At 63.0% G+C, this 20,959-nt stretch carries 17 protein-coding genes; 7 read left to right on the forward strand and 10 right to left on the reverse strand.

Annotated features, from left to right (window positions below; all coding sequences use genetic code 11):
- Positions 1–22 precede the first annotated feature (22 nt).
- The 4 genes from BUS12_RS17740 (at position 23) to BUS12_RS17760 (ending at position 5,565) form a co-directional block, all read left to right on the forward strand.
- The gene (locus BUS12_RS17740; protein WP_074297818.1) at positions 23–940 is read left to right on the forward strand and encodes an acetaldehyde dehydrogenase (acetylating); all 918 of its coding nucleotides are present in this window, start codon (positions 23–25) and stop codon (positions 938–940) included.
- A gap of 13 nt (positions 941–953) precedes the next feature.
- Positions 954–2,009 carry a 4-hydroxy-2-oxovalerate aldolase gene (gene dmpG / locus BUS12_RS17745; RefSeq protein WP_074297819.1) on the forward strand — a complete coding sequence of 352 codons (1,056 nt, stop codon included), beginning with the start codon at positions 954–956 and terminating at the stop codon, positions 2,007–2,009.
- Positions 2,010–2,150: 141 nt separating this feature from the next.
- Complete coding sequence (locus tag BUS12_RS17750) at positions 2,151–3,053, forward strand: pseudouridine-5'-phosphate glycosidase (protein WP_367117636.1); 903 nt, start codon at positions 2,151–2,153, stop codon at positions 3,051–3,053.
- Between the two features lie 1,057 nt (positions 3,054–4,110).
- Positions 4,111–5,565, forward strand: a complete 1,455-nt coding sequence (locus BUS12_RS17760) for a lysozyme inhibitor LprI family protein (protein WP_253190157.1) — start codon at positions 4,111–4,113, stop codon at positions 5,563–5,565.
- 157 nt (positions 5,566–5,722) lie between these two features.
- Here BUS12_RS17760 and BUS12_RS17765 read toward each other — a convergent pair whose 3' ends face one another.
- From BUS12_RS17765 to BUS12_RS17790, 6 genes are all read right to left on the reverse strand, one after another.
- Entirely contained in the window at positions 5,723–6,922 is a 1,200-nt protein-coding gene (locus BUS12_RS17765; RefSeq protein WP_074297828.1) for a tetratricopeptide repeat protein, read from the reverse strand.
- A gap of 16 nt (positions 6,923–6,938) precedes the next feature.
- A complete protein-coding gene (locus tag BUS12_RS17770) occupies positions 6,939–7,367 on the reverse strand; it encodes an ExbD/TolR family protein (protein ID WP_074297830.1) in 429 nt (142 codons plus the stop codon).
- 63 nt (positions 7,368–7,430) lie between these two features.
- Positions 7,431–7,856, reverse strand: coding sequence for an ExbD/TolR family protein (locus tag BUS12_RS17775; protein ID WP_074297831.1), 426 nt, complete (start codon positions 7,854–7,856; stop codon positions 7,431–7,433).
- Between the two features lie 3 nt (positions 7,857–7,859).
- The gene (locus BUS12_RS17780; protein WP_074297833.1) at positions 7,860–8,783 is read right to left on the reverse strand and encodes a MotA/TolQ/ExbB proton channel family protein; all 924 of its coding nucleotides are present in this window, start codon (positions 8,781–8,783) and stop codon (positions 7,860–7,862) included.
- A gap of 75 nt (positions 8,784–8,858) precedes the next feature.
- Positions 8,859–9,560, reverse strand: a complete 702-nt coding sequence (locus tag BUS12_RS17785) for an energy transducer TonB (protein ID WP_074297835.1) — start codon at positions 9,558–9,560, stop codon at positions 8,859–8,861.
- Between the two features lie 958 nt (positions 9,561–10,518).
- Entirely contained in the window at positions 10,519–10,836 is a 318-nt protein-coding gene (locus BUS12_RS17790) for a DUF4148 domain-containing protein (RefSeq protein ID WP_074297837.1), read from the reverse strand.
- Positions 10,837–11,240: 404 nt separating this feature from the next.
- Between BUS12_RS17790 and BUS12_RS17795 the strand changes: the two genes are divergently transcribed.
- The 3 genes from BUS12_RS17795 (at position 11,241) to BUS12_RS17805 (ending at position 14,093) form a co-directional block, all read left to right on the forward strand.
- On the forward strand, positions 11,241–11,918 hold the full coding sequence (locus tag BUS12_RS17795) for a response regulator transcription factor (RefSeq protein WP_074301553.1): 678 nt from the start codon (positions 11,241–11,243) through the stop codon (positions 11,916–11,918).
- Between the two features lie 115 nt (positions 11,919–12,033).
- Positions 12,034–13,329, forward strand: a complete 1,296-nt coding sequence (locus BUS12_RS17800; RefSeq protein WP_083640707.1) for a sensor histidine kinase — start codon at positions 12,034–12,036, stop codon at positions 13,327–13,329.
- Between the two features lie 62 nt (positions 13,330–13,391).
- Complete coding sequence (locus BUS12_RS17805; protein ID WP_074297841.1) at positions 13,392–14,093, forward strand: response regulator transcription factor; 702 nt, start codon at positions 13,392–13,394, stop codon at positions 14,091–14,093.
- A gap of 156 nt (positions 14,094–14,249) precedes the next feature.
- Here the strand turns inward: BUS12_RS17805 and BUS12_RS17810 are convergent, their stop codons facing one another.
- The 4 genes from BUS12_RS17810 to BUS12_RS17825 form a co-directional block, all read right to left on the reverse strand.
- Entirely contained in the window at positions 14,250–14,522 is a 273-nt protein-coding gene (locus BUS12_RS17810) for a DUF4148 domain-containing protein (protein ID WP_074297843.1), read from the reverse strand.
- Between the two features lie 179 nt (positions 14,523–14,701).
- The gene (locus BUS12_RS17815) at positions 14,702–16,207 is read right to left on the reverse strand and encodes an efflux transporter outer membrane subunit (protein ID WP_074297845.1); all 1,506 of its coding nucleotides are present in this window, start codon (positions 16,205–16,207) and stop codon (positions 14,702–14,704) included.
- Positions 16,200–17,417 (reverse strand): efflux RND transporter periplasmic adaptor subunit, encoded by a 1,218-nt coding sequence (locus BUS12_RS17820; RefSeq protein ID WP_074297847.1) that lies wholly within the window; start codon positions 17,415–17,417, stop codon positions 16,200–16,202. Before BUS12_RS17820 ends, BUS12_RS17815 begins: the two co-directional genes overlap by 8 nt.
- Positions 17,407–20,658 carry an efflux RND transporter permease subunit gene (locus tag BUS12_RS17825; RefSeq protein ID WP_074297849.1) on the reverse strand — a complete coding sequence of 1,084 codons (3,252 nt, stop codon included), beginning with the start codon at positions 20,656–20,658 and terminating at the stop codon, positions 17,407–17,409. Before BUS12_RS17825 ends, BUS12_RS17820 begins: the two co-directional genes overlap by 11 nt.
- Between the last annotated feature and the right edge of the window lie 301 nt (positions 20,659–20,959).

Raw genomic sequence — 20,959 nt, forward strand, 5'->3', positions numbered from 1 at the left:
CGTTTGATCCAAAGGAGGAGACATGGCAAAGAACAAGGTGAAGTGCGCATTGATCGGACCGGGCAACATCGGCACGGACCTGTTGGCAAAGCTGCAACGCAGTGAAGTGCTGGAACCCGTGTGGATGGTAGGTATCGACCCCGAGTCTGACGGCCTTAAGAAGGCGCGGGAGCTGGGACTGAAGACCACGTCCGAAGGCGTAGACGGCTTGCTGCCGCACGTGAAAGCCGACGGCATCCAGATCGCCTTCGATGCGACTAGCGCGTACGTGCATGCGGAAAACTCGCGCAAGCTCAATGAACTGGGTGTGATGATGATTGATCTCACGCCGGCGGCGATCGGCCCGTACTGCGTGCCGCCCGTGAACCTGAAGCAACACGTCGGCAAAGGTGAGATGAATGTCAACATGGTCACTTGCGGCGGCCAGGCAACGATCCCCATGGTGTATGCAGTGTCGCGAGTGCAGCCCGTACGGTATGCCGAAATCGTCGCAACGGTGTCCAGCCGATCGGCCGGCCCAGGAACGCGCAAGAACATCGACGAATTCACGCGCACGACAGCCGGAGCAATCTCGAAGGTCGGAGGAGCGAAGGAAGGTAAGGCGATCATCATCATCAACCCCGCCGATCCGCCACTCATGATGCGCGACACCGTGCATTGTTTGTTAGAAAGCACGCCCGATGCCGCCGCGATCGAGAAGTCGGTACACGAAATGATCGAGCAGGTACGCAAGTACGTGCCCGGCTACAGACTCGTCAATGGCCCAGTGTTCGACGGTGATCGGGTCTCGATCTACCTGGAGGTCGAAGGCCTCGGCGACTATCTGCCTAAGTATGCCGGCAACCTGGACATCATGACGGCGGCCGCCGCACGCACCGCCGAGATGTTCGCCGAGGAAATTCTGAGCGGCTCGCTCAAGCTCGAACCCGTCGCTCACTAGGGAGGAATCAGACATGAACTTCAAAGGCAAGACGATCGTCGTGCATGACATGACGCTGCGCGACGGAATGCACCCGAAACGTCATCAGATGACACTGGACCAGATGAAGGTGATTGCACAGGGTCTGGACGAAGCAGGCGTGCCGCTGATCGAAGTCACGCACGGCGATGGACTGGGCGGCAGTTCCGTGAACTATGGCTTTCCCGCTCACACGGACGAGGAATACCTCTCCACCGTCATCCCTCTCATGAAGCAGGCGCGCGTCTCGGCGCTGCTGATTCCGGGCATTGGCACGGTGGACCATCTGAAAATGGCACACGAGCTTGGCGTGAACACGATCCGCGTGGCCACACACTGCACGGAGGCCGACGTCTCGGAACAGCACATCACGCTCGCGCGCAAGCTCGATATGGATGCCGCCGGCTTTCTGATGATGGCGCACATGAATACGCCCGAAGGTCTCGTGAAGCAGGCCAGGCTGATGGAAAGCTACGGTGCGAACTGTGTCTACGTGACTGACTCCGCCGGGTACATGCTTCCCGAGGACGTACGGGCCCGTCTCTCCGCTGTCCGTGCGGCACTGAAACCGGAGACCGAACTTGGTTTTCATGGTCACCACAACCTAGCAATGGGGGTCGCGAACTCCATCGGTGCCATCGAGGTTGGCGCGACCCGGGTCGATGCAGCCGCCGCGGGTTTGGGCGCCGGTGCCGGTAACACGCCGATGGAAGTGCTCGTCGCGGTGTGTGATCGCATGGGCATTCAGACGGGCGTCGATGTCTGGAAGATTCAGGACGTGGCCGAGGACCTGGTCGTACCGATTATGGATTTCCCGATCCGCGTTGATCGCGATGCGCTCACACTCGGTTACGCAGGCGTGTACGGTTCCTTCCTCCTTTTTGCAAAGCGCGCAGGACAAAAGTACGGCGTACCGGCTCGTGACATCCTGGTCGAACTGGGGCGCCGTGGCATGGTGGGCGGCCAGGAGGACATGATCGAGGACACCGCTCTCACCCTGGCCAAGGCGCGAAATCTGGAACCGGCCGCTGCGGACCCGCGTGCGGCGTGAGTTCAGCTTCTAGGGCGATCGCGGTCTTCACTGCGCACGTTTGTTTCGGTGGGTGGACACGGTATTTGCCAGACGCGGCCTTCGACAGCACGTCGCTTTGTTGGGCTTGGAGGAAGAGATTCGATGTGTTTGAGCAGATGTTTGGATATCCACCCGGAAGTCGCTGCGGCATTAGGCGCAGGGCGACCCGTTGTGGCACTGGAGTCGTCGATCATCTCGCATGGCGCCTCCTGGCCGGGGAACGCTGAAACAGCGCTTGCGCTCGAAGCCGAAGTCCGCGCCCACGGCGCGATACCCGCCACCTGCGCGATTCTGGACGGCCGTATCAAGGTCGGGCTGACGCGTGACGAGATTGAGCGCCTCGGTCGCAGCGGCCACGATGCGGCTAAGGTCAGCCGGCGCGATATTCCGATTCTTGTTGCATGTGGCGGCGATGGCGCAACGACGATCTCGGCGACGATGATCATCGCAGACCTAGTGAAGATTCGTGTGTTTGCTGCCGGCGGTCTCGGCGGTGTGCATCGGGGCGCGCAGGAGAGCTTCGACATCTCGGCTGATCTGCAGGAACTCGCCCGCACGCCGGTGGCATTGGTGTGCGCCGGCATCAAGTCGATCCTCGACACTCAGTTAACCTTAGAATACCTGGAGACGCACGGCGTACCAGTGATCGGCTACTGCACCGACAGCCTACCCGGATTCTTTACTCTCGATAGCGGGTTCGGTGTCGATGTGCGCCTCGACGATCCTCACCGGATAGCTCGTGTCATGAAAGCCAACTGGGACCTAGGCCTGAACAACGGCCTTGTTGTTGCCAATCCGATTCCCCAGCCATTCGCGTTGCCACGTGAGGTCATTGATCTCGCGATTGAACAAGCACTGGCGGAAGCGGATGCGGAAGGTATGGTCGGCAAAGGCGTGACACCGTTCCTTATTTCCCGTGTGAATGCATTGACTGGCGGGGCGAGCGCGGGAGGCAGTGTTCAGATCGGTCTCAACAACGCCAGGCTTGCAGCCGCGATAGCGGTCGCTTATGCGTCGCTTTAGAGCCGGTACCGACCCAGACATGGCTCACGCGCCCCATAGACGCACGGCACCGAGCAAGGGACGGGGCATGGCGGCGATCTATGAATGCTGACCAAATGCCAAATCGCTTATCGACCGGTGGCCATGTCAAGAATCCGCCAAAAGGAACGACCGGTCCAACCCGCTCCGCCAGCGAATGGATCGTCCTTGCATATTGAGCGTCCGTACCGAGTTCGCTTCCGGTCGTTCCGAGCGCTCGCCGGGGCTATGCGCGACTGCCCGGACGGTCTTCGTACTGTATGAGCCAGCTATGTACCGTTTGCCATGGGTCGCCTTTCGCCCGAAAGGTCAGGAAATAAGGCCTATGCCGAGTGAGCCAAAGGAAAAACAGGAACATCGGTTGTCCAGTCGTTTTATCGCCAGCCCATAGCGCCCACGCCCGCTGAATTTCAGCCTTCGCGTCATCCTTCCTGATTCGCTTCTTTGGCTTGGTCTCATAGCAGTCCAGCCACGCGTCAAGGGGGTCGTCCGGCAAACCACCTTCGGTCATCCGACCCGGACTCGGACGTTCGATATACGTCGTGCCGCTTGGCGTTTGCCGGATAGCAGCGCACCACGAACACCACCTTTCCCCATTAATGCAAACGGGCTCCGCACCATCGGGGCGCGGCTCATCTGTGCGTCCGCAAGAGGGGCAATAAGGTTCGGATCTGGGTTGCATCTTGAGTCCGTCGTGGCAATGTTCGCAGGCATTGTAGCGACCCGCGCGGACGGCGCGGCGGGCCGGGATTCGAGCCAGCCCACCCATCCGCTTGTCGGCGGGGGGTGATGAGGGCTGTCCGCATTTTTTCAGGAGTAGCGGCACGGTTGAGGGAGTTTTTCACTTTCAGCGTCGTAGTTGGAGATGTTGAATGTCACTTTTAGTGAAAAATCGCCTGAAATTCAACAACGCATTTTTCATGAATGGTGACACCCGACAGCGGTCTCAGATCGGTACGGCCAGGTGCGCATCACATGGCGCGGCGCGGTTGGCTAAACTTGCCTACCTCGGAGAACAACACGCCAAAGGAACGCCATCGTGACACGCACTACCCGCAAGCGTCTGCCTTGCCTTGCATCGCTCATGCTATTGACCGCCGCGCCGCATGTCTGGGCGGCGGGCCTGGACTGCAGCCGCGCCGAAGGCGACACGCAGACCGCAATCTGCGCCCATCCCGACCTGCAACGCCTCGACCTCAGACTGTCGGCGGCGTACGGCAGACTGATTGGCGCGCAGTCGCAGCAGCGCGCGTCGATTCGCGAGGCGCAACTCGCCTGGCTGAAACTTCGCGATCAATGCGGCGCCCAGACGGACTGCCTCAAGGACAAGTATCAGGAGCGCCTCGGTGCGTTGCAAAACCAGTTGCGCGAGGTGGACGCATACAAGCCGGATAGCGTGGACCTGCAGGCGCTGCAGGATTTGCGCGCCGCCGTCGAGGCGATGCGCAGGACCGATCCGCAGTTTCCGCTCGAGAAGGTCCTCGCCGGTCTGGCGATCAAGACGGGGCAGACGACGTTCTCGAATGTCGGGGATAGCGCGAGCGACGACGGTGCGCATTTTCCCACTGTGCGGCCGGTCGGCGTGACGGCCGACGAGTGGAACGCCTTGCTCGCCTCGCGGATCGACGGAGGCGGCGAGAACGGCACCGCGTCCTATACGCTGCTCCATATCGACGGCAACCCGCAGCGCGATCTGGTGATCGACTCGTACAGCGGCGGGACCGGTCTGTTCACCCTCACGAGCGTCCTGCGCCGTAAAGGCGGCAAATTCGTAGGCGCGTACTTGCCCGCCAGTCAGCGTATCGACGCGAATGCGCAGGCAAGCGATGCCGACACGGCCGCCACCGATGCCGCCGCCGATCTCGCCGACGGCCAGACGGCGTTGTACTCGCAAAGCGACCGTGGCGCGAATCAGGACGCTGTCTGGATCAGCTTGCGCGGACGCGTCTACGCGGCGTATCGCAACGGCTCGTACGGCCAGGACGATGTCTATCTGCTCAGGCCGTTGACGATCGTCGGCGCGGTGCCGAAGCTGACGGTTCACTACCGCTACAACCTGTTGCTGCCGAAGGTCCAGAAGAACGAGGACAAAGGCACGGTGACGACGCTCGACGACCCGCTGTACGCGGCGTTGACGCACGCAGTGGCTCAGTTGAACGCGGAGCCGGTCAAGAGCAGTGGGGACGAGACGAAGCCGCTTTGTCCGGTCCCGCCCAACGTCACCGGCGACGAGCGTCTCGAGTATGAGAGCTACGGTCCGGGTCACTACAGCTACGATATCGTCGGCGACGTCCCGGTGTGGCTGGGACATCAATGCTATCTGGGGCGCGTGGTCGACTGGTTCGGCCGCTATTCCGCAGACGGCGTCGAGGCGCAGCTCTGGATGCGCAAGCCGGGTGACGTCGAGAACACCCGCACCTTTACGATGCATGGCGTGCGGACTACAAGCGGCGTCGATACATCGGTTGGGAAGGTTGAGGCGGACAACGGCTAGTCACGCTTGCGTGACGCCGAATGCATCCATGCCGCTACCGGTCAGGCGCAGCGTCTTTGACAGGGGCAGGGCAGGGGGAGCGGAAAGACGGAGGGCGTTGAGAACGCTTATTGAGAACGCTTAATGAGGCGGCAGGCGCCGCCTCATTCACAACAATTTACTTCGACGCTACCAGAATCCACAAACGGGCAAGGTCAGCCGATCCATCGTCGCCCTTGACCGCCTTGAACGCCTGAATCGCCTTGGCCTTCTGTCCGGCGATGAAATACGCTTCGCCCAGATGCAGTTGCGCCTGATCCGGATGTTCGAGGCCGCCCTTGGCAATCAAGGCTTCCATCGTCGCCAGACCCTGCTGCGCCTGACCCGCGAACACCTGATTGAAGGCCGCATCGAACGGCGGAATCGGCACGCCGTTGCTGTCCACCGTGCTGGTCGCACGCTTGGCCGCCAGCGCCTGCAGACGCTTCTCGCGATCCGCACCGGCGTCGTGACCCAGCACGCCGGACGAGAAGCCCTGATCGATCACCTGCTTGCCTTCGGCCGTTGTGCCCGCAACGATCGCCAGCTGCGTCATCTGCATGTAGTCGTCAGCCGTCGTCAGCGAACCGGTAGCACGGCGCAGACGATAGGTGTCGATATCCAGACCCGACGAGTACCCCGGCTTGCTGCGAATCGCCGAGAACAGGTCATCCCAGTACGATTGCTTCGGGTGGAACGCCACCAGCTTTTCGAGCGCACCGCGATAGGTGGCCGAATCGTTGGACTTCTGTGCGCACGTACCCAGCAACTGCAGTTGCGACTCGTCCGGTGCATGACCGGCGCGCGCCTGTGCATCCACGGTAGGCTTGAGCAGGCTCACCACGTTTGCGCAGTCGCCCGACAGGTAGTACGACTGGATCAGCAGGACGCGCATGTCCGGGTCCGTGCCGCCTGCCTTCAGGTAGCGCTGCGCGGTCCTGATAGCCTGCGGATAGCTCTTTTCCTGAAAGTAGATGCCGGCGAGCGCCGCCGTGGTGCGCTGTTCGTCCGCGCCCGTCAGCTTGCCCGATGCCAGCAGCGTTTCGTAGGCCTTGGCCGCGGTGCCGGAGTCGCCGGCCGCGGCGGCAGCCGCACCGCGCATCTCTTCGACCATATAGCTTTCATACGGCGTCTTGTTCGGCACGGCGTCCGCCTGGGCGATCTTCGCCAGCGCGTCCTGGTACTTGTGAGCCCGGTACGAATCCTGCGCCGCGTTGAGCGGCTTGGCCACTTCGGGGCGCAGCGTGTCGGCGGCATGTGCGCCCGGCAGCACGACGAGGGCAGACAGCCCCCCGAAAGCGGCCGCGATCACGGCACGCTTGAACCGTTGATGGATCATTAGCTCTCCCACTTCCTTATTGCATGTACTGCTCGTTGCCGATCAAACCGATCTTGGTGGCGCCGACACGTTGCGCCGCAGCCAGCACGGCAGCGACGTCCTTGTACGGCACCAGCTTGTTCGGCAGCAGATGGATCTCAGCCTGCACCGGCTCAGCAGCAACCTGAGACAGCTTGGAGTTGAGCGTGGCCTGGTCCGGGATCACCGTGCCGTTCCACATCATCGTGCCGTCGAAGTCGATATCGATCTGCACCACCTCCGGCTGCACGAGCGGCGGGGGAGGGTTGCCGACCGGCAGGTTCATCTTGATGGCGTGCGTCTGGATCGGAATCGTGATGATCAGCATGATCAGCAGCACCAGCATCACGTCGATCAGCGGCGTGGTGTTGATGTCGACCATCACATCCGGTTCGCTACCGCCGCCCGAAGATACGTTCATTCCCATAATCAGCTCCTTCCTGTCGATCGGACCGGGCGCTTGAGCGCCGGGTCCGATCCCATGCAACGCTTAACCTCCGCGCGGCGGCGGCTCAGTAATAAACGACACCTTGGCGATGCCAGCACGCTCGCAGGCGGTGATCACGCGGCCGATAAACTCGTAACGCGTGTTCTGGTCGCCGCGCACGTTGACTTCCGGCTGCGGTTGCATCACAGACACGGTCTTCAACTGCGTGAGCAGCGTCGCTGCATCCACATGCTTCTCGTTCCAGAAGAAATCGCCATCGCGGTTGACCGCGATCACGATACTTTTGGGCGTGGTCTGCAGCGGCTGGACTGCCTCATTCGGCAACTTCACCGGCACCGTGTGCGTAACAACAGGAATCGTGATCAGGAAGATGATCAGCAAAACCAGCATCACATCGACTAGCGGCGTGGTGTTGATGTTGGAGATGACTTCGTCGTCATCCCCATCTTGCCCAACGCTCATAGCCATGACTTACCCCGCTTGTTCGACCAGCGTAGCCTTCTGACCTGCGACGCCGCGCTTCGAGCGACGGCTGCCGGCCAGCAGGACGGTGTGCAGTTGTGCGCCGAAGGCACGGACACGTTCCATCACCGACTTGTTGCGGCGAACCAGGAAGTTGTAGCCGAGCACAGCCGGAACCGCGACGGCCAGACCGATTGCCGTCATGATCAGCGCTTCACCGACCGGACCTGCAACCTTGTCGATCGATGCCTGACCGGCGATACCGATGGCCGTCAGCGCGTGATAAATACCCCAGACCGTACCGAACAGGCCGACGAACGGCGCCGTGGAGCCGACCGTACCGAGGAAGGCGAGGCCGTCCTGCAGGCGGTTCGACACGTTGGTGATGGCGCGCTCGACCGACACGTCGATCCAGGTGTTGCGGTCGACGGCTTCGAGCAGCGCTTCGTCGTGGTGTTCGCCGGCTTCGATCGCGGTTTCGGCGATGAAGCGGAACGGCGACGATTCGTCGAGCAGCTTCGCGCCTTCGGCGAGCGACGGAGCGGTCCACAGCTGTTCGTCGGCGCTCTTGGCGCGACGGTTGGCGCGGTATTGCTCGAAGAACTTCGTGATCATGATGTACCAGCTACCCATCGACATGATCACCAGCAGGATCAGCACGAAGCGGGCAACGAAGTCGCCGTTTTTCCACAGGGCGCCGAGGCCGTACGGGTTGTTGACGGTTTCGGAGGTGGCCGGTGCCGGCGGCGGCACAGCCTGGTCCGCGGGCGCTGCTGCGGGTGCAGCCGTCGGTGCGGCGTCGGTTGCCGATGCTGCTGCTACGGTTGCGTCGCTAGCTTGCGCGTAGGCAATTTGCGGTGCGACAAAGGTCGTCGCCGTGGTTACGGCGAACACCATGCTTGCCGCCACTGCGGCGAGAGAACGCTTCTTCATGTCTGCTCCAGTTCATGCGTTGAACTTGTACAACGTGACTAATAAATCGCTACCGGTACCGCTCGGTTCGTGGGTTCAGTTCAGGTTAAACGAGAACGGAACCTGGACACGGACAGGTTGGCCTTGGGAAACGCAACTAAACTTCTTTACAGCATTGAACGCCGCGCGATCGAGTGAAGAGTCTTCCGACGACTTCGCGACATGCTCATCCGTAATATGGCCCTGCGGATCGACTACGAATTCGATGAGTACGTCACCCGTGACGTTGTTTTCCTGAGCTTCCTTCGGATAGACCACGGATGAGCGGACCTGATCGGAGTTCGGGCATGCCACGTCAACCTGAGCGCTCACCGGCTTGGACGGTGCGACCGGTGCGGGCGGGGCAGGCGGCGGCGCGGGCTGGGCCACGACCGGTGCGGCCTGGTGCGTAATGGTGGGCTGCGGCGGCGTCGGCACGTTCACTTCCGGCGGCGGCACGAACGGCGGCGGCGGCGGTGCGAACTTCGGCGGCGGCAACTGCACGACAGGCAACGGCGGCGGCGGAGGCGGCTTCACCGGCTCGATGATCTTGGTTTCAATCGGATGTTGAATGACCTGCACCACCTTGGTGGCGAGGCCGTTGAGCAGTGCATAAATCAGCACCACGTGGAGGAGAAGAACGGCGGCAATACCGCCAAAGCGGCGCACGGGGTTCTGCTGCTTTTTCCCGAACTCGCGCGGGCGCCCAGTTCTCTGAACCGGGGACGTGCCCGCCGGAAACTGCCCTTCAACTTTCATAACCACCTTCGTTCCTCCCGGCGTGAACCGCCCATTTCCGTGACTGCAGCGTTCTTGCTACGTCGAAACATTGTTTACTTCAGCCCCAATGCGGGCGCGCAACATTCTTTTGGACTCCAGATGGGGTGTCGCCGTACCACTCGCCCCGGGCTCCAAGGCCTCAGCCTTCGCTTCCTATCCCGGGTGCAACGGCATCACGCCGTCTGTGTGCAAGGCGTGTGCCCGCTTCGGACAGATTCTGAGCGGTCCGCGGGGATGAGCGGAAACAGCCAGTAATCTATCTGCGTAGAAGTACTAATAGACGGTATTTGATACATCCCCTTCGGTTTGGCACAGGCTGCGACGAACGAAAAGAAGCTCGAACGTCACACGTTTTTCACAGGCCAGCGCTACTTGGCTGTGATTCCTGCGACGGAACGATATCAGTTCAAAATCGCGCGTCAAACTTTTTTTGATAGGGGCATACTGTGTTTAGAGGGTGCGCTCTAATCGTGAGCGGGCTGTTGCGCCAGTTTGCTTACAATCACGGACGATCCGGCCAGAAAATCCGTTTGCGCTCAACGATATGCCGAATGATGTTGTAAGGTTGTGAAGGCTCGCGTTAATACTGATTTACGGCACGCTGGAAAACAGCATTAAGAATAGGCGCTGCGCGGGTCGATTCTAAAGCAGGCGAGCGGTTGACTGCACGAGGAAAAAAACGTATTGCGGCCCGAGCAGGCGGTGCAGACGAAGCGGGTGCAGTTGGCGTTGCGCGGTTCGCGCGTGGCGAGGGCGGCGCTTGCGCACTATGAGAGTCGCAGTGGCGTCGCAAGCGCGATGAATGCGCTTCGAGAGGGGCGCGGCAGAGATGAAAATCTCTGCCGCCAACATGAAGAATTTTTCAGGGCGGGCGTTTGCCCGATTCACGTTGCACGATGGGCTTCCGAGCGACGCTCGATTGGCGCCCGATTGACAATTAGCTGGCCGGATTGGCGACGCCCTGCGCATTCGTCGCGGATGCGGCCGGCATGCAGTCGGCGCGATATTCAGCCTGCAGTTTCTGTTCGGCCGCCTGGATGTCGGCGGGGTAGATGTTTTCGTTGGCGGTCGGGTCATAACCCACGGCTTCCAGTTCTCCGAGTTCGCGCATCAGTTGCTTGTGCGTGACCTCGCCCTTCGTGTGCGTGAACGGATACGAGTTGCACTGCTTCGGCGTGAGTCCCGGCGCAGCCATGGCAGACGCGCTGCCTGCGAGCAGAAGGGTCATCAAGACGGTACGGGTGGCGAGTTTCATGTTTGCATCCTCCATGGATCAGGTGGTCAAGGGCAGCGGCAAGGGGCCGTTGCATGCAAACAGGCTAGTGGATGGGCGATACCGTTTCGCCCTCGCAACCATGAAAGATCCTTCATCTCCAGGCCGCGGCCGCGCAGGCCGCCAAACCGGGCGTCGCCCGCTCACCCCCGCCGGTGCTGGCGCCCTTCGCGAACTTAAATGTTTTTTAATGAAACCGATGCGTGACGGTTACTTGCGCGCGCGTAGCCTGTGCACATCGCTGTCACCCCTACGCCACGGTGCTTTGCGTGCCGTCCGACTCGAATTCAACCCGCTAGCCGAATATGGCATCATGTCCTTCTACCGATAACCCGTCGCGCACGCCGCTCAAGTTGGCCGAGTTTGTCGCTGCGCGTGAAATCATCATGTCGCGAGTGCTGACCATCGAAGATGACGAGATCACCGCCAACGAAATTGTCGGTGAGCTGAAGAGCCGCGGCTTTACCGTGGACTGGGTGGCGAACGGCCGCGACGGCATGGCGCGCGCCATGAGCGACGAGTACGACGTGATCACGCTCGACCGCATGCTGCCGGGCGTCGACGGGCTGACCATCCTCACCACCATGCGCAGCATCGGCATCCAGACGCCGGTTCTGATGCTGAGCGCGCTGGGCGACGTGGACGAACGCGTGCGCGGCTTGCGGGCCGGCGGCGACGACTACCTGACCAAACCCTTCGACCCCGAAGAGATGACCGCGCGCCTCGAAGTCCTGTTGCGCCGCAGTCAAACTCCGACCACGCCGTTCGAAACGACGCTGCGCGTCGGGCCCCTCGAACTCGATCTGATTTCGCGCAAGGTTCAGCGCGACGGCGAAGAGATCGTGCTGCTGCCCACCGAATACCGCGTGCTCGAATTCATGATGCGCCACGCCGGCCAGACCATTACCCGCACCATGCTGTTCGAAGCGGTGTGGGGCTACCACTTCGATCCGGGCACCAACCTGATCGACGTGCACATGGGCCGCCTGCGCAAGAAGATCGATCCACCGGGCGTCAAACAGATGATCCAGACCGTGCGGGGCTCGGGTTATATCCTCGCGTGAGCAGACTATCTTGACGGACCACTCTTTCCCCGCGCAATCCGCACTGGGGCGCCGCTGGCATTCCACGACCTTTCGCCTGATTGCGGTCTATGCCGTCATCTTCTCCCTTTCGGTGATGTCGCTGCTGGCGTTTATCGGCTGCGCGGTGACGGGCGACATGGAGCGCGAAACCGACGTCGTGATGGAATGGCAGCTCATCTATTTCGACTCGATGCCGCATGGCGAACTGGCCGCTGCCATTCATCGCCGGCTCGAGCACGAGCGGATGCATGCTAACTACTACGGGTTGTTCTCCGCCGACGGCCAGCTGATCGCCGGCGACGTGCTCAAGCTGCCCCCCGATCTGCAGGCCGACCGGCACGGCATGACACTCCACCACACCTTGCAGGTCACGGGCGGCGAGCCGGCCCCGGTGGTGCGGGCGATGGCCGAGCGCCGCCACGACGGCGAAACGCTCGTGCTGGCGCGCGACCTCACGCACATCCTGCGGATTCGCGAGACCATCATCAACGCCTTGATCGGCGGCGGCGTGCTTTGCCTCGTGGCGGGCGTGGTGGGCGGCCTCGCTCTCAGCGTGCGGCAGATGCGCCGCCTGAAGGCGATCCGCCGCGTGACCCTGCGCATCGCTCAGGGCGATCTCGGCCAGCGTTTGCCGATTGGCGGCCGCGATGAAATCGACATGCTGGCGCATCTGGTCAATCACATGCTGGCGGAAGTCGAACGCCTGATGAACGAAGTGAAGGGCGCCTGCGACGGCATCGCCCACGATCTGCGCACGCCGCTTGCGCATGTGCGCACCTTGCTGGGACACATCGCCGAGCGCTCGGACGCGCTCGAAGACGGAGCCTTGACGACGCTGGTGGAACGCGCCCGCGGCGAGACCGACGCGTTGCTCGACCGCTTTCGCGCCATGCTGCGCATCTCCGAGATCGGCACCCTGCAACGGCGCGGCGGCTTTGCCGAGGTGGAACTGCAGGCGCTGGTCGAAGAGGTCGCCGAACTGTACGAGCCGCTCGCCGAGCTTCGCTCGCTCAGCTTTGCGGTCGAAGCCGAGAGCGTGCAAGCCATTCACGGCGACCGGGCGCTCCTGTTCGAAGCGTTCAGCAACCTGCTCGACAATGCCTTCAAGTTCACGCCCGCAGGCGGGGCGGTGCGCATGGTGCTGAGCCGGACGCCTGCGGGGCCGCTGGTGGAGATCGTCGACAACGGCCCGGGCATCCCGCTGGATGAGCGCGACGCCGTGCTGCAACGCTTCTACCGCGGCGAGCGCACGCGTCACCTGGCCGGTTCGGGCCTCGGTCTCAGCATCGTCTCGGCGGTGATCCGCGTGCATGACTTCACGATGCGCATCGGTAACGCGGAACCTGGCGCACGCGTGAGTATCGAATGTTGGTCGAGGACATTGGCATGACCGGTTCCGCTCGCCCTCGCGTGTCCGGTTTCCTTTCCCATCCCGCTTTGACAGGTGGCTGAATGCGCATCCTGTTCGTCGCCGCACCGCATCCCGAATCGTCATGGCTGTATAAGGCCTTGCAGGAGAGTGCCCACAGCCTGCAGCGCGCGGAGGACCTGCGCGACGGCGCGTTTCTCGCGACTCAGGAGGCGTTCGATACGATTGTCGTGATGTCGCTCGACCCGCCGTCGTATGCGGGCTTGCTGGCGGCGCTGCCGCAGTTTGTCGAGGCCGGCGCGGGCGCCGCGCTGATCGTCGTGCTGGGCCAGTCCGGTGCGCAGGATCGCACCCGCGCACTGCGGGCCGGCGCCGACGCCTGTTTCGGGCAACCGTATTCGTTCATCGAAATGCATGAACGGATGCAGGCGCTGCGGCGCACGGCGGTCTCGCGCGCCGCGCACGATCAACCGGCGAGCGCGGCCGCCGCGAGCACCACGCTGGCGCTCAATCCGCTCACGCACGAACTGGTGGACGGCGAGCACCGGCTGGTGGTGACGCGGCGCGAATACCTGCTGCTCGAGTGCCTGCTGCGCCAGTTGAACGCGCCCGTGCCGCGCGAGCAACTGATTCGCTATGCGTGGCCGGAAAAGGACGACGTCGATCCGTCGAGCGTCAATCTGGTGGTCTCGCGCCTGCGGCGCAAACTCGCGCAGCATCTGCCGGGCGTCCACATTGAGACGGTCAGCCGTTACGGCTATCAGATTGCGACGGGATCGTCCTAGCGCCTGGTTCCTGGTCCTTAGCGTCTGGCATGGCGCCTCCAGGAGGCGCGGAGAATAATGAAACGAGCGCGCTCACCCATCCGGGGAGCGCGCTCTTTACATTGGCGAAGCGCAACGAGGCTGGCAGAAGCGGGACAGTCCCATGCCGTGCCGGTTTTAGTGCGAGTAGATCGTCGAGTTGAGGTAGTTGAGCTCGCCGTCCTTTTCGGATTGCACCAGTTCCTGGTAGACCTGCGCGCGCGTCTTGGCGCCGTTGGCTTCGGCCGTCGGCGGGACCCATTGGCCGGCCTGGCCGACCGACGGGGTCGCGTTCGACGCGACCTGGGTGGCTGCCACCGGTTGCTGGGCCGCCGCCGGAGCGGACTGTGCGAAAGCCGAAGCGGTAGCCGTGGCGCCGACGAATGCGATAGCGATCATGAAAGTCTTCATGTTGGTTCTCCTTACTATATTCAGGTTGTCTTGTTTCGGGTTGGTCAGCCCAGGCTGCAAGCGATTCGCTGTCTGGTTGATGAACAGGATAGTCAACGCGGTATAGCGGATTGACGGTGTGAAGGTGAAAAGAAATTCATACTGCGAAGGCGCTGCGCGCCCTCGCGTCGAGCGCACGCTCAACCGGCATCCGCCAGCTTGCTCACCGCAACCGGCTGGGCCTGCGCCTGCACCGGCTTCGCAGGCGCTGCGGCCACCGCAGACTGATCGGCCGACCATCCGCCACCCAACGCCTCGATCAACCCCACCGAAGCCAGCAGACGCCGCGTATTCACGTTTAACGCGAGGATCTGCGTATTGAGCTCGGTGGTCTGCGCGGTCACCACGTCCAGATAACTGACCACCCCGTCGCGATAGCGCGACATCGAGAGATTCAGGGTGCGCTGCGCGTCGGTGAGCGCTTCGTTTTCCTGCGTGGCTTCGTCACCCAGATGATGCAGTTGCGCCAGATTGTCTTCGACCTGCTGGAACGCCAGCAATACGGTGGCCTTGTATTTGGCGCCGTTCTCCGCCAGCGTGGCGCGTGCTTCCTGGGTGATGGCTTCGCGGCGTCCGCCGTCGAACAGCGTCATCACGAGACTCGGACCGATCGACCAGATTTCATTGGGCGCCATGATCCATGGCGACAGCGTGTCGCTCTGGAAGCCGCCGTCGAGTCCGAGCGAGACATCCGGGAAGAACGCCGCCTTGGCGACGCCGATCTTCGCGTTCGCTTCCGCCACGCGCCGTTCGGCCGCCGCGATGTCGGGCCGCCGCTGCAGCAGCGCGGCCGGCACGCCGGTGGGAAGCGACGGCAGATAGGCCAGTCCGATCGACGGTGCCAGCGAGAACGACGAGGCCGGTACGCCGGTGAGCGACGCGATGGCATGCTCATACAACGCGCGGCTGGCCTTGACGTCCTCGGCGGAGGCGCGCGCCGAAGCGAGCTGGGTCTGCGCGCGCGATACATCGAGGTCCGAAGCAATGCCGCCGGCGTGCCGGCTCATGGTCAGCTTCAAGGCACGCTCGTAGGTGCTGATCGTGTCCGCGAGAAGCTGCTGCTGCTCATCGAGTCCGCGCAGATTGAAATAGGCGTCGGCGAGACTCGCCTGCAGGCTCAGACGTACCGAGGCGAGATCGGCGTCGGCGGCCTGGGCGGCCGCGCGGCCCGCGCTGACTTCGTTGCGCACCTTGCCCCACAGATCGAGGTCGTAGTCGATGCCGACGTCGACGGTATTCGATCCATACACCGACGGTTGATCCGTGCCGCGCAACGGCCGGTTGTCCGATTGCCGGTTGGTCGACACATTGGCGCCCGCGCCGATGGTCGGGAACAGGCCCGAGCGCGCCTGCGCCAGATAGTCGACGGCCTCGTCATGCCGTGCGACGGCGGCGGCCACGTCGGGATTGGCCGCGGCCACCAGCACCTCGAGCCTGTCGAGCACCGGGTCGTGATACACCTGCCACCATGCGTCGCGCGGCACCTGATCGGCGGGCTTCGCCAGTTGCCACGCGCCGCCCTCCTTGAAGGCCGTCGGGATCGCCGTAGGCGGCACCTGATAGGTCGGCGCAAACGAGCAACCGCTGAACAGCGCGCTGACCGCCAGCGCGACACAGAGGCTGCGCTTGAACGTGAACTCAACCATGAGCGCGCTCCGCGTCGCGACGGTCGGCGAGCGAGGTGGCGGGCGCGTTGGACGCGTGGGTGGCAGCAACCCGCACTGCGTCGCCCGTGGCGATCGAATCGGGCGGGTTGTCGATCACGCGGTCGCCGGCGTCGAGGCCCGAACCGATCTCGACCTGGGTGCCCAGATCGGTGGCGATCGTGACGGGCTTGAGGATCGCGTGATTGTCCTTGCCGACCACCGCCACCTGCAAACCGCTTTGCCGGAAAATCAGCGAGCTGGCCGGGATCAGCAGCGAGTGCGGATCGGTCGGCATGGCGAAGTGCACTTCGGTGTATTCGCCCGGAATCAGCAGACCGTTCTGATTGTCGACCGCCAGCTGCACGAGCAGGGTGCCCGAGGACGGCGTGATCGAATCGTCGGTGTCGACCAGCTTCGCGTCGAACTTCATGCCGGGGCGTTCGGGCACGGTCAGCGTCGCGGTCATGCCCGGCTTGATGGCGGCGGCGTCGCTTTGCGGCACGCTCACATAGACTCGCAACTGACGCGCGTCGGACACCGTGAAGAGTTCATGACCGTCGCCGCCGCCCGCGTCGATCAGGTCGCCGATGTCGGTCTTGCGCGCGGTCACGATGCCGTCGAACGGCGCGGTGATGCGCTTGAACGACTCCAGCGCTTCGAGGCGGTTCACGTTCGCCTGGGCCGCCGCGACGCTGGCCAGCTTGGCGGTGAGGTCGCTGGTCTTTTCATCGGTGTCCTGCTGCGAGACCGAATCCTGCTTGAGCATTTCGGTCCAGCGTTTGGCGGTGGACGCCGCCAGCTTTTCGTTCGCCTGCGCATTGTCCAGATCGGCTTTGGCCTGCAGCAACTGCTGGTCGAGATCGGGCGTGTCGATCACGCCGAGCAGTTGTCCGGCCTTCACATGCGTGCCGATATCCGCATACCAGGCATGTAGATAACCGGGCACCCGCGCATAGATCGGCGCGTCGACGAAGGCCGATAAATGGCCCGGCAGGATCAGCGATTGGGTGGCGCCCTGGCGGCTCGGCGTGTAAGCGGCCACGGTCGGAATGGCCTGCTCGGCGGACCAGGTGGTCATTTCCTGTTTGGCGTGCACGCGGGTGAAGATGCCGGTCGTCACGACCCCTGCGGCGGCGAGCAGCACCACGATGCCGACCAGCTTCAGATGACGCAACCGCTTCGGCGAATTGATTTCGATATCAGTGGACATGGACGACTCCGGTGTCGGAAGTAGGGTGATCTTTATCTTTGGCAGGAGGATGCTTCGCCGCATCGCGGCGGTGCACGAGGCTAAACACAACCGGGACGAACAGCAGCGTGGCGAAGGTGGCGCAGATCAGGCCGCCGATCACGGCCCGGCCGAGCGGCGCGTTCTGTTCGCCGCCGTCGCCGAGGCCGAGCGCCATCGGCGCCATGCCGATGATCATGGCGAGCGCGGTCATCAACACCGGACGGAAGCGCGTGAAGCCGGCTTCCATTGCGGCGACCAGCGCGTTGCCGGTCGCCGCGAGACGCTCGCGGGCGAAGCTCACCACCAGAATGCTGTTGGCGGTCGCGACGCCCATGCAGAGAATCGCCCCGGTCAACGCCGGCACCGAGAGCGGCGTATGGCTGGTGAACAGCATCCAGACGATGCCGGCGAGCGCCGCGGGCAAGGCGGTGACGATCACGAACGCGTCGGCCCACGAGTGGAAGTTCACGACGATCAGCATGTAGATCAGCACGATCGCGCCGACGAGACCGAGCGAGAGTCCGAGGAACGCGCTGTTCATGGTCTGCACCTGGCCGCGCAAGGTGACCACCGAACCCTTCGGCACGTCCTTGGCGGTGGCATGCAGGATTTGCTGGATGTCCGAGGCCACCGCGCCGAGATCGCGGCCTTGCGTCGTCGCGTAGACGTCGTAGAGCGGCTCGATGTTGTAGTGCGAGACGACCGCATCGCCGACGCCGCGCTCGATGCTGGCGATACCGCCCAGGATCTGCGACTGGCCGTCCTTGCCCGTGATGGGCAGATTGGTCAGCGCCGAAAGCGACTCCATGCGGTATTGCGGCGTCTGCGCCACGATCGGATACGACACCCCGTTGTTGGGATTCAGCCAGTACGTCGGCGACACCTGGCTCGTGCCGGAGAGGCTCGCCACCACGGAGTTGGTGACGTCCTGCTCGGTGATGCCCAGTTGATCGGCGCGCGAACGGTCCACCGAGACCGTGAACTGCGGGTAGGTCGAGTCCTGCTGGATGCGCGTATCGGCAATGCCCGGAATCAGGCGCATCTTGCGCATCACTTCGGTGGCATAGCGCTGGTTGCCGTCCTGGTTCGGGCCGGCCACCTGCAGGTCGATCGGTGCGGGCGCACCGAAATTCAGAATCTGACTGACGATATCGGCCGGCAGGAACGAGAAGGTGGTGCCGGGAAACTCCTGCGGCAGCAGCTCGCGCAGTTTCTTCACGTAGTCCGCGGTCGGTGCATGATTTTCGTTCAGCGAAATCATGATGTCGCCGTCTTCCGGACCGGTCGTGCCGCTATTGTTATAGGTCAGGTTGATACCGCTGTTGGGCAGGCCGATATTGTCGATGATGCTGGCGAGTTGATCCGGTGGGATCAGACGGCGCACGGCGTTTTCGATGTGATCGAACTCGTCGGCCGTGTCTTCGATGCGCGTGCCGATCGGCGCGCGCACGTGCAGGGTGATTTCGCCCGAATCGATGCTCGGAAAGAAATTGCGGCCGAGCCACGGCGCGAGCAGGAACGAGGCGCCCACCACGATCAGGAAGCCGACCACGAAACGCTTGCGGTTCGTGAGCGCGAGGCCGAGCACGATGCGGTAGACGCCACGCACCCGTTCGAAGCGATGCTCGAAGCCGCGCTGAAAGCGCACCAGCGGATTGCGCGAAAGGGGGGCGTGGTGCGGGCCGCTGTGCGAGTCCATCACGGCTGCCAGTTCGCCGGAGGCATGACCGCCGGAGGCGTGCGGGCGCAGCAGGTATTGCGCGAGCATCGGCACGAACGTACGCGACAGCACGAACGAGGCGACCATCGCGAAGATCACCGCTTCGGCCATCGGCACGAACAGGTAGCGGGCGATGCCGTTCAGCAGCAGCATCGGCACGAACACGATACAGATACACAGCAGCGAGACGAATGCAGGGCCGACGATCTGCGCCGCGCCGTCCATGATCGCGGTTCGGACGTCCTTGCCTTGCTCGAGGTGCCAGTTGATGTTTTCGATCGTCACCGTGGCGTCGTCGACCAGAATCCCCACCGCGAGCGCGAGACCGCCGAGCGTCATCACGTTGAGCGTTTCGCCCATCGCCGAGAGACCGGCGATGGCGGCCAGCACGGCGAGCGGAATCGACGCCGCGATGATCAGCGTGGAGCGCCAGCTACCGAGGAACAGCAGGATCATCAACGAGGTCAGGGCGGCGGCGATGACGCCTTCGCGCGCGACGCCGCTGACGGCGCCTTTCACGAAGGTCGACTGGTCGCCCATCGTGACGAGCTTGAGGCCGGGCGGCAGCGTCTCTTCGATGAGCGGCAGTTTGGCCTTGACGCCCGCGATGATGTCGAGCGTCGAAGCCGAACCGTTCTTCAGGATGCTCATCAGCACCGCACGGTGGCCGTCGACGCGCACGATGTTGGTCTGCGGCGGATAGCCGTCGCGCACGTGGGCGACGTCGCGAATGTAGATGGTTGCGCCGTCCACCGTCTTGATCGGCAGCGCGTTCAGTTCCTGCAGCGCGAGCGGACTGTTATTCAGTTTGATGTTGTATTCGAAGCGGCCGATTTTCTGCGTGCCGGCCGGAATGATCTGGTTCTGCTGCGCGAGCGCGTTCGCTACGTCCTGGGCCGAGAGCTTTTTCTCCTGCAGCGCCTGCGGGTCGAGGTCGATCTGCACTTCGCGCGTTTTGCCGCCGTAGGCGGTCGGAATCGCCACGCCGGGCACGCTCAGCAGTTGCGGGCGAATGAAGTTGGTCGCGTAGTCGGCGAGCTTCTGTTCGTCGAGCGTATTGCTGGTCAGCGCCAGTTGCAGCACCGGCACGGTCGACGCGCTGTAGTTCAGGATCTGCGGCGGCGTCGTGCCCGGCGGCATCTGTTTCAACACCGTTTGCGAAACCGAGGTGACCTGGGCGGTCGCGGTGCGAATGTCGACGCTCGGCTGAAAGAAGATCTTGACGATGCCGTAACCGCGGAACGATTGCGATTCGATGTGCTGGACGTCGTTGACGGTGGTGCCGAGCGTACGCTCATAGTAGGTGACGATGCGTCCGGCCATGTCGTCCGGTTGCAGGCCCGCGTAGTTCCACACGACGCTGATCACGGGGATGCGGATATCGGGGAAGATATCGGTCGGCGTGCGCAGTGCGGACAGCGGGCCGATCACGAGGATCAGCAACGCAAGCACGATGAACGTGTAAGGCCGCGTTAAGGCTAGCCGGACAATTTTTAACATCGAAAGCTGCTCCGTTTAGATACATACGCGCAATGCTCCGCGTGCGTCAGTCGTTTAGGGCAAGTACGAATGGTGGATTACCCGATGACGGTATTCTGGAGAGCAGGCCCTAACAGGCGGTGCCTAAAAAAATGAAACAAGTTTTAGGTGTCCGGCATAACGGTCACCCCGTCGCCGCGGCGGCGGCGCAGCACCTTGCCGCGAGACGTGGACATGCAGGAACGCCGGCTCCAGCGCCGCAAGCGCCCGTGCTGCATGGAGCACGGGCGCTTGCCCGGAGGGGGGACGATAGACGTGACGC

This window comes from Paraburkholderia phenazinium (assembly GCF_900142845.1).
GTDB lineage: Bacteria > Pseudomonadota > Gammaproteobacteria > Burkholderiales > Burkholderiaceae > Paraburkholderia > Paraburkholderia phenazinium_A.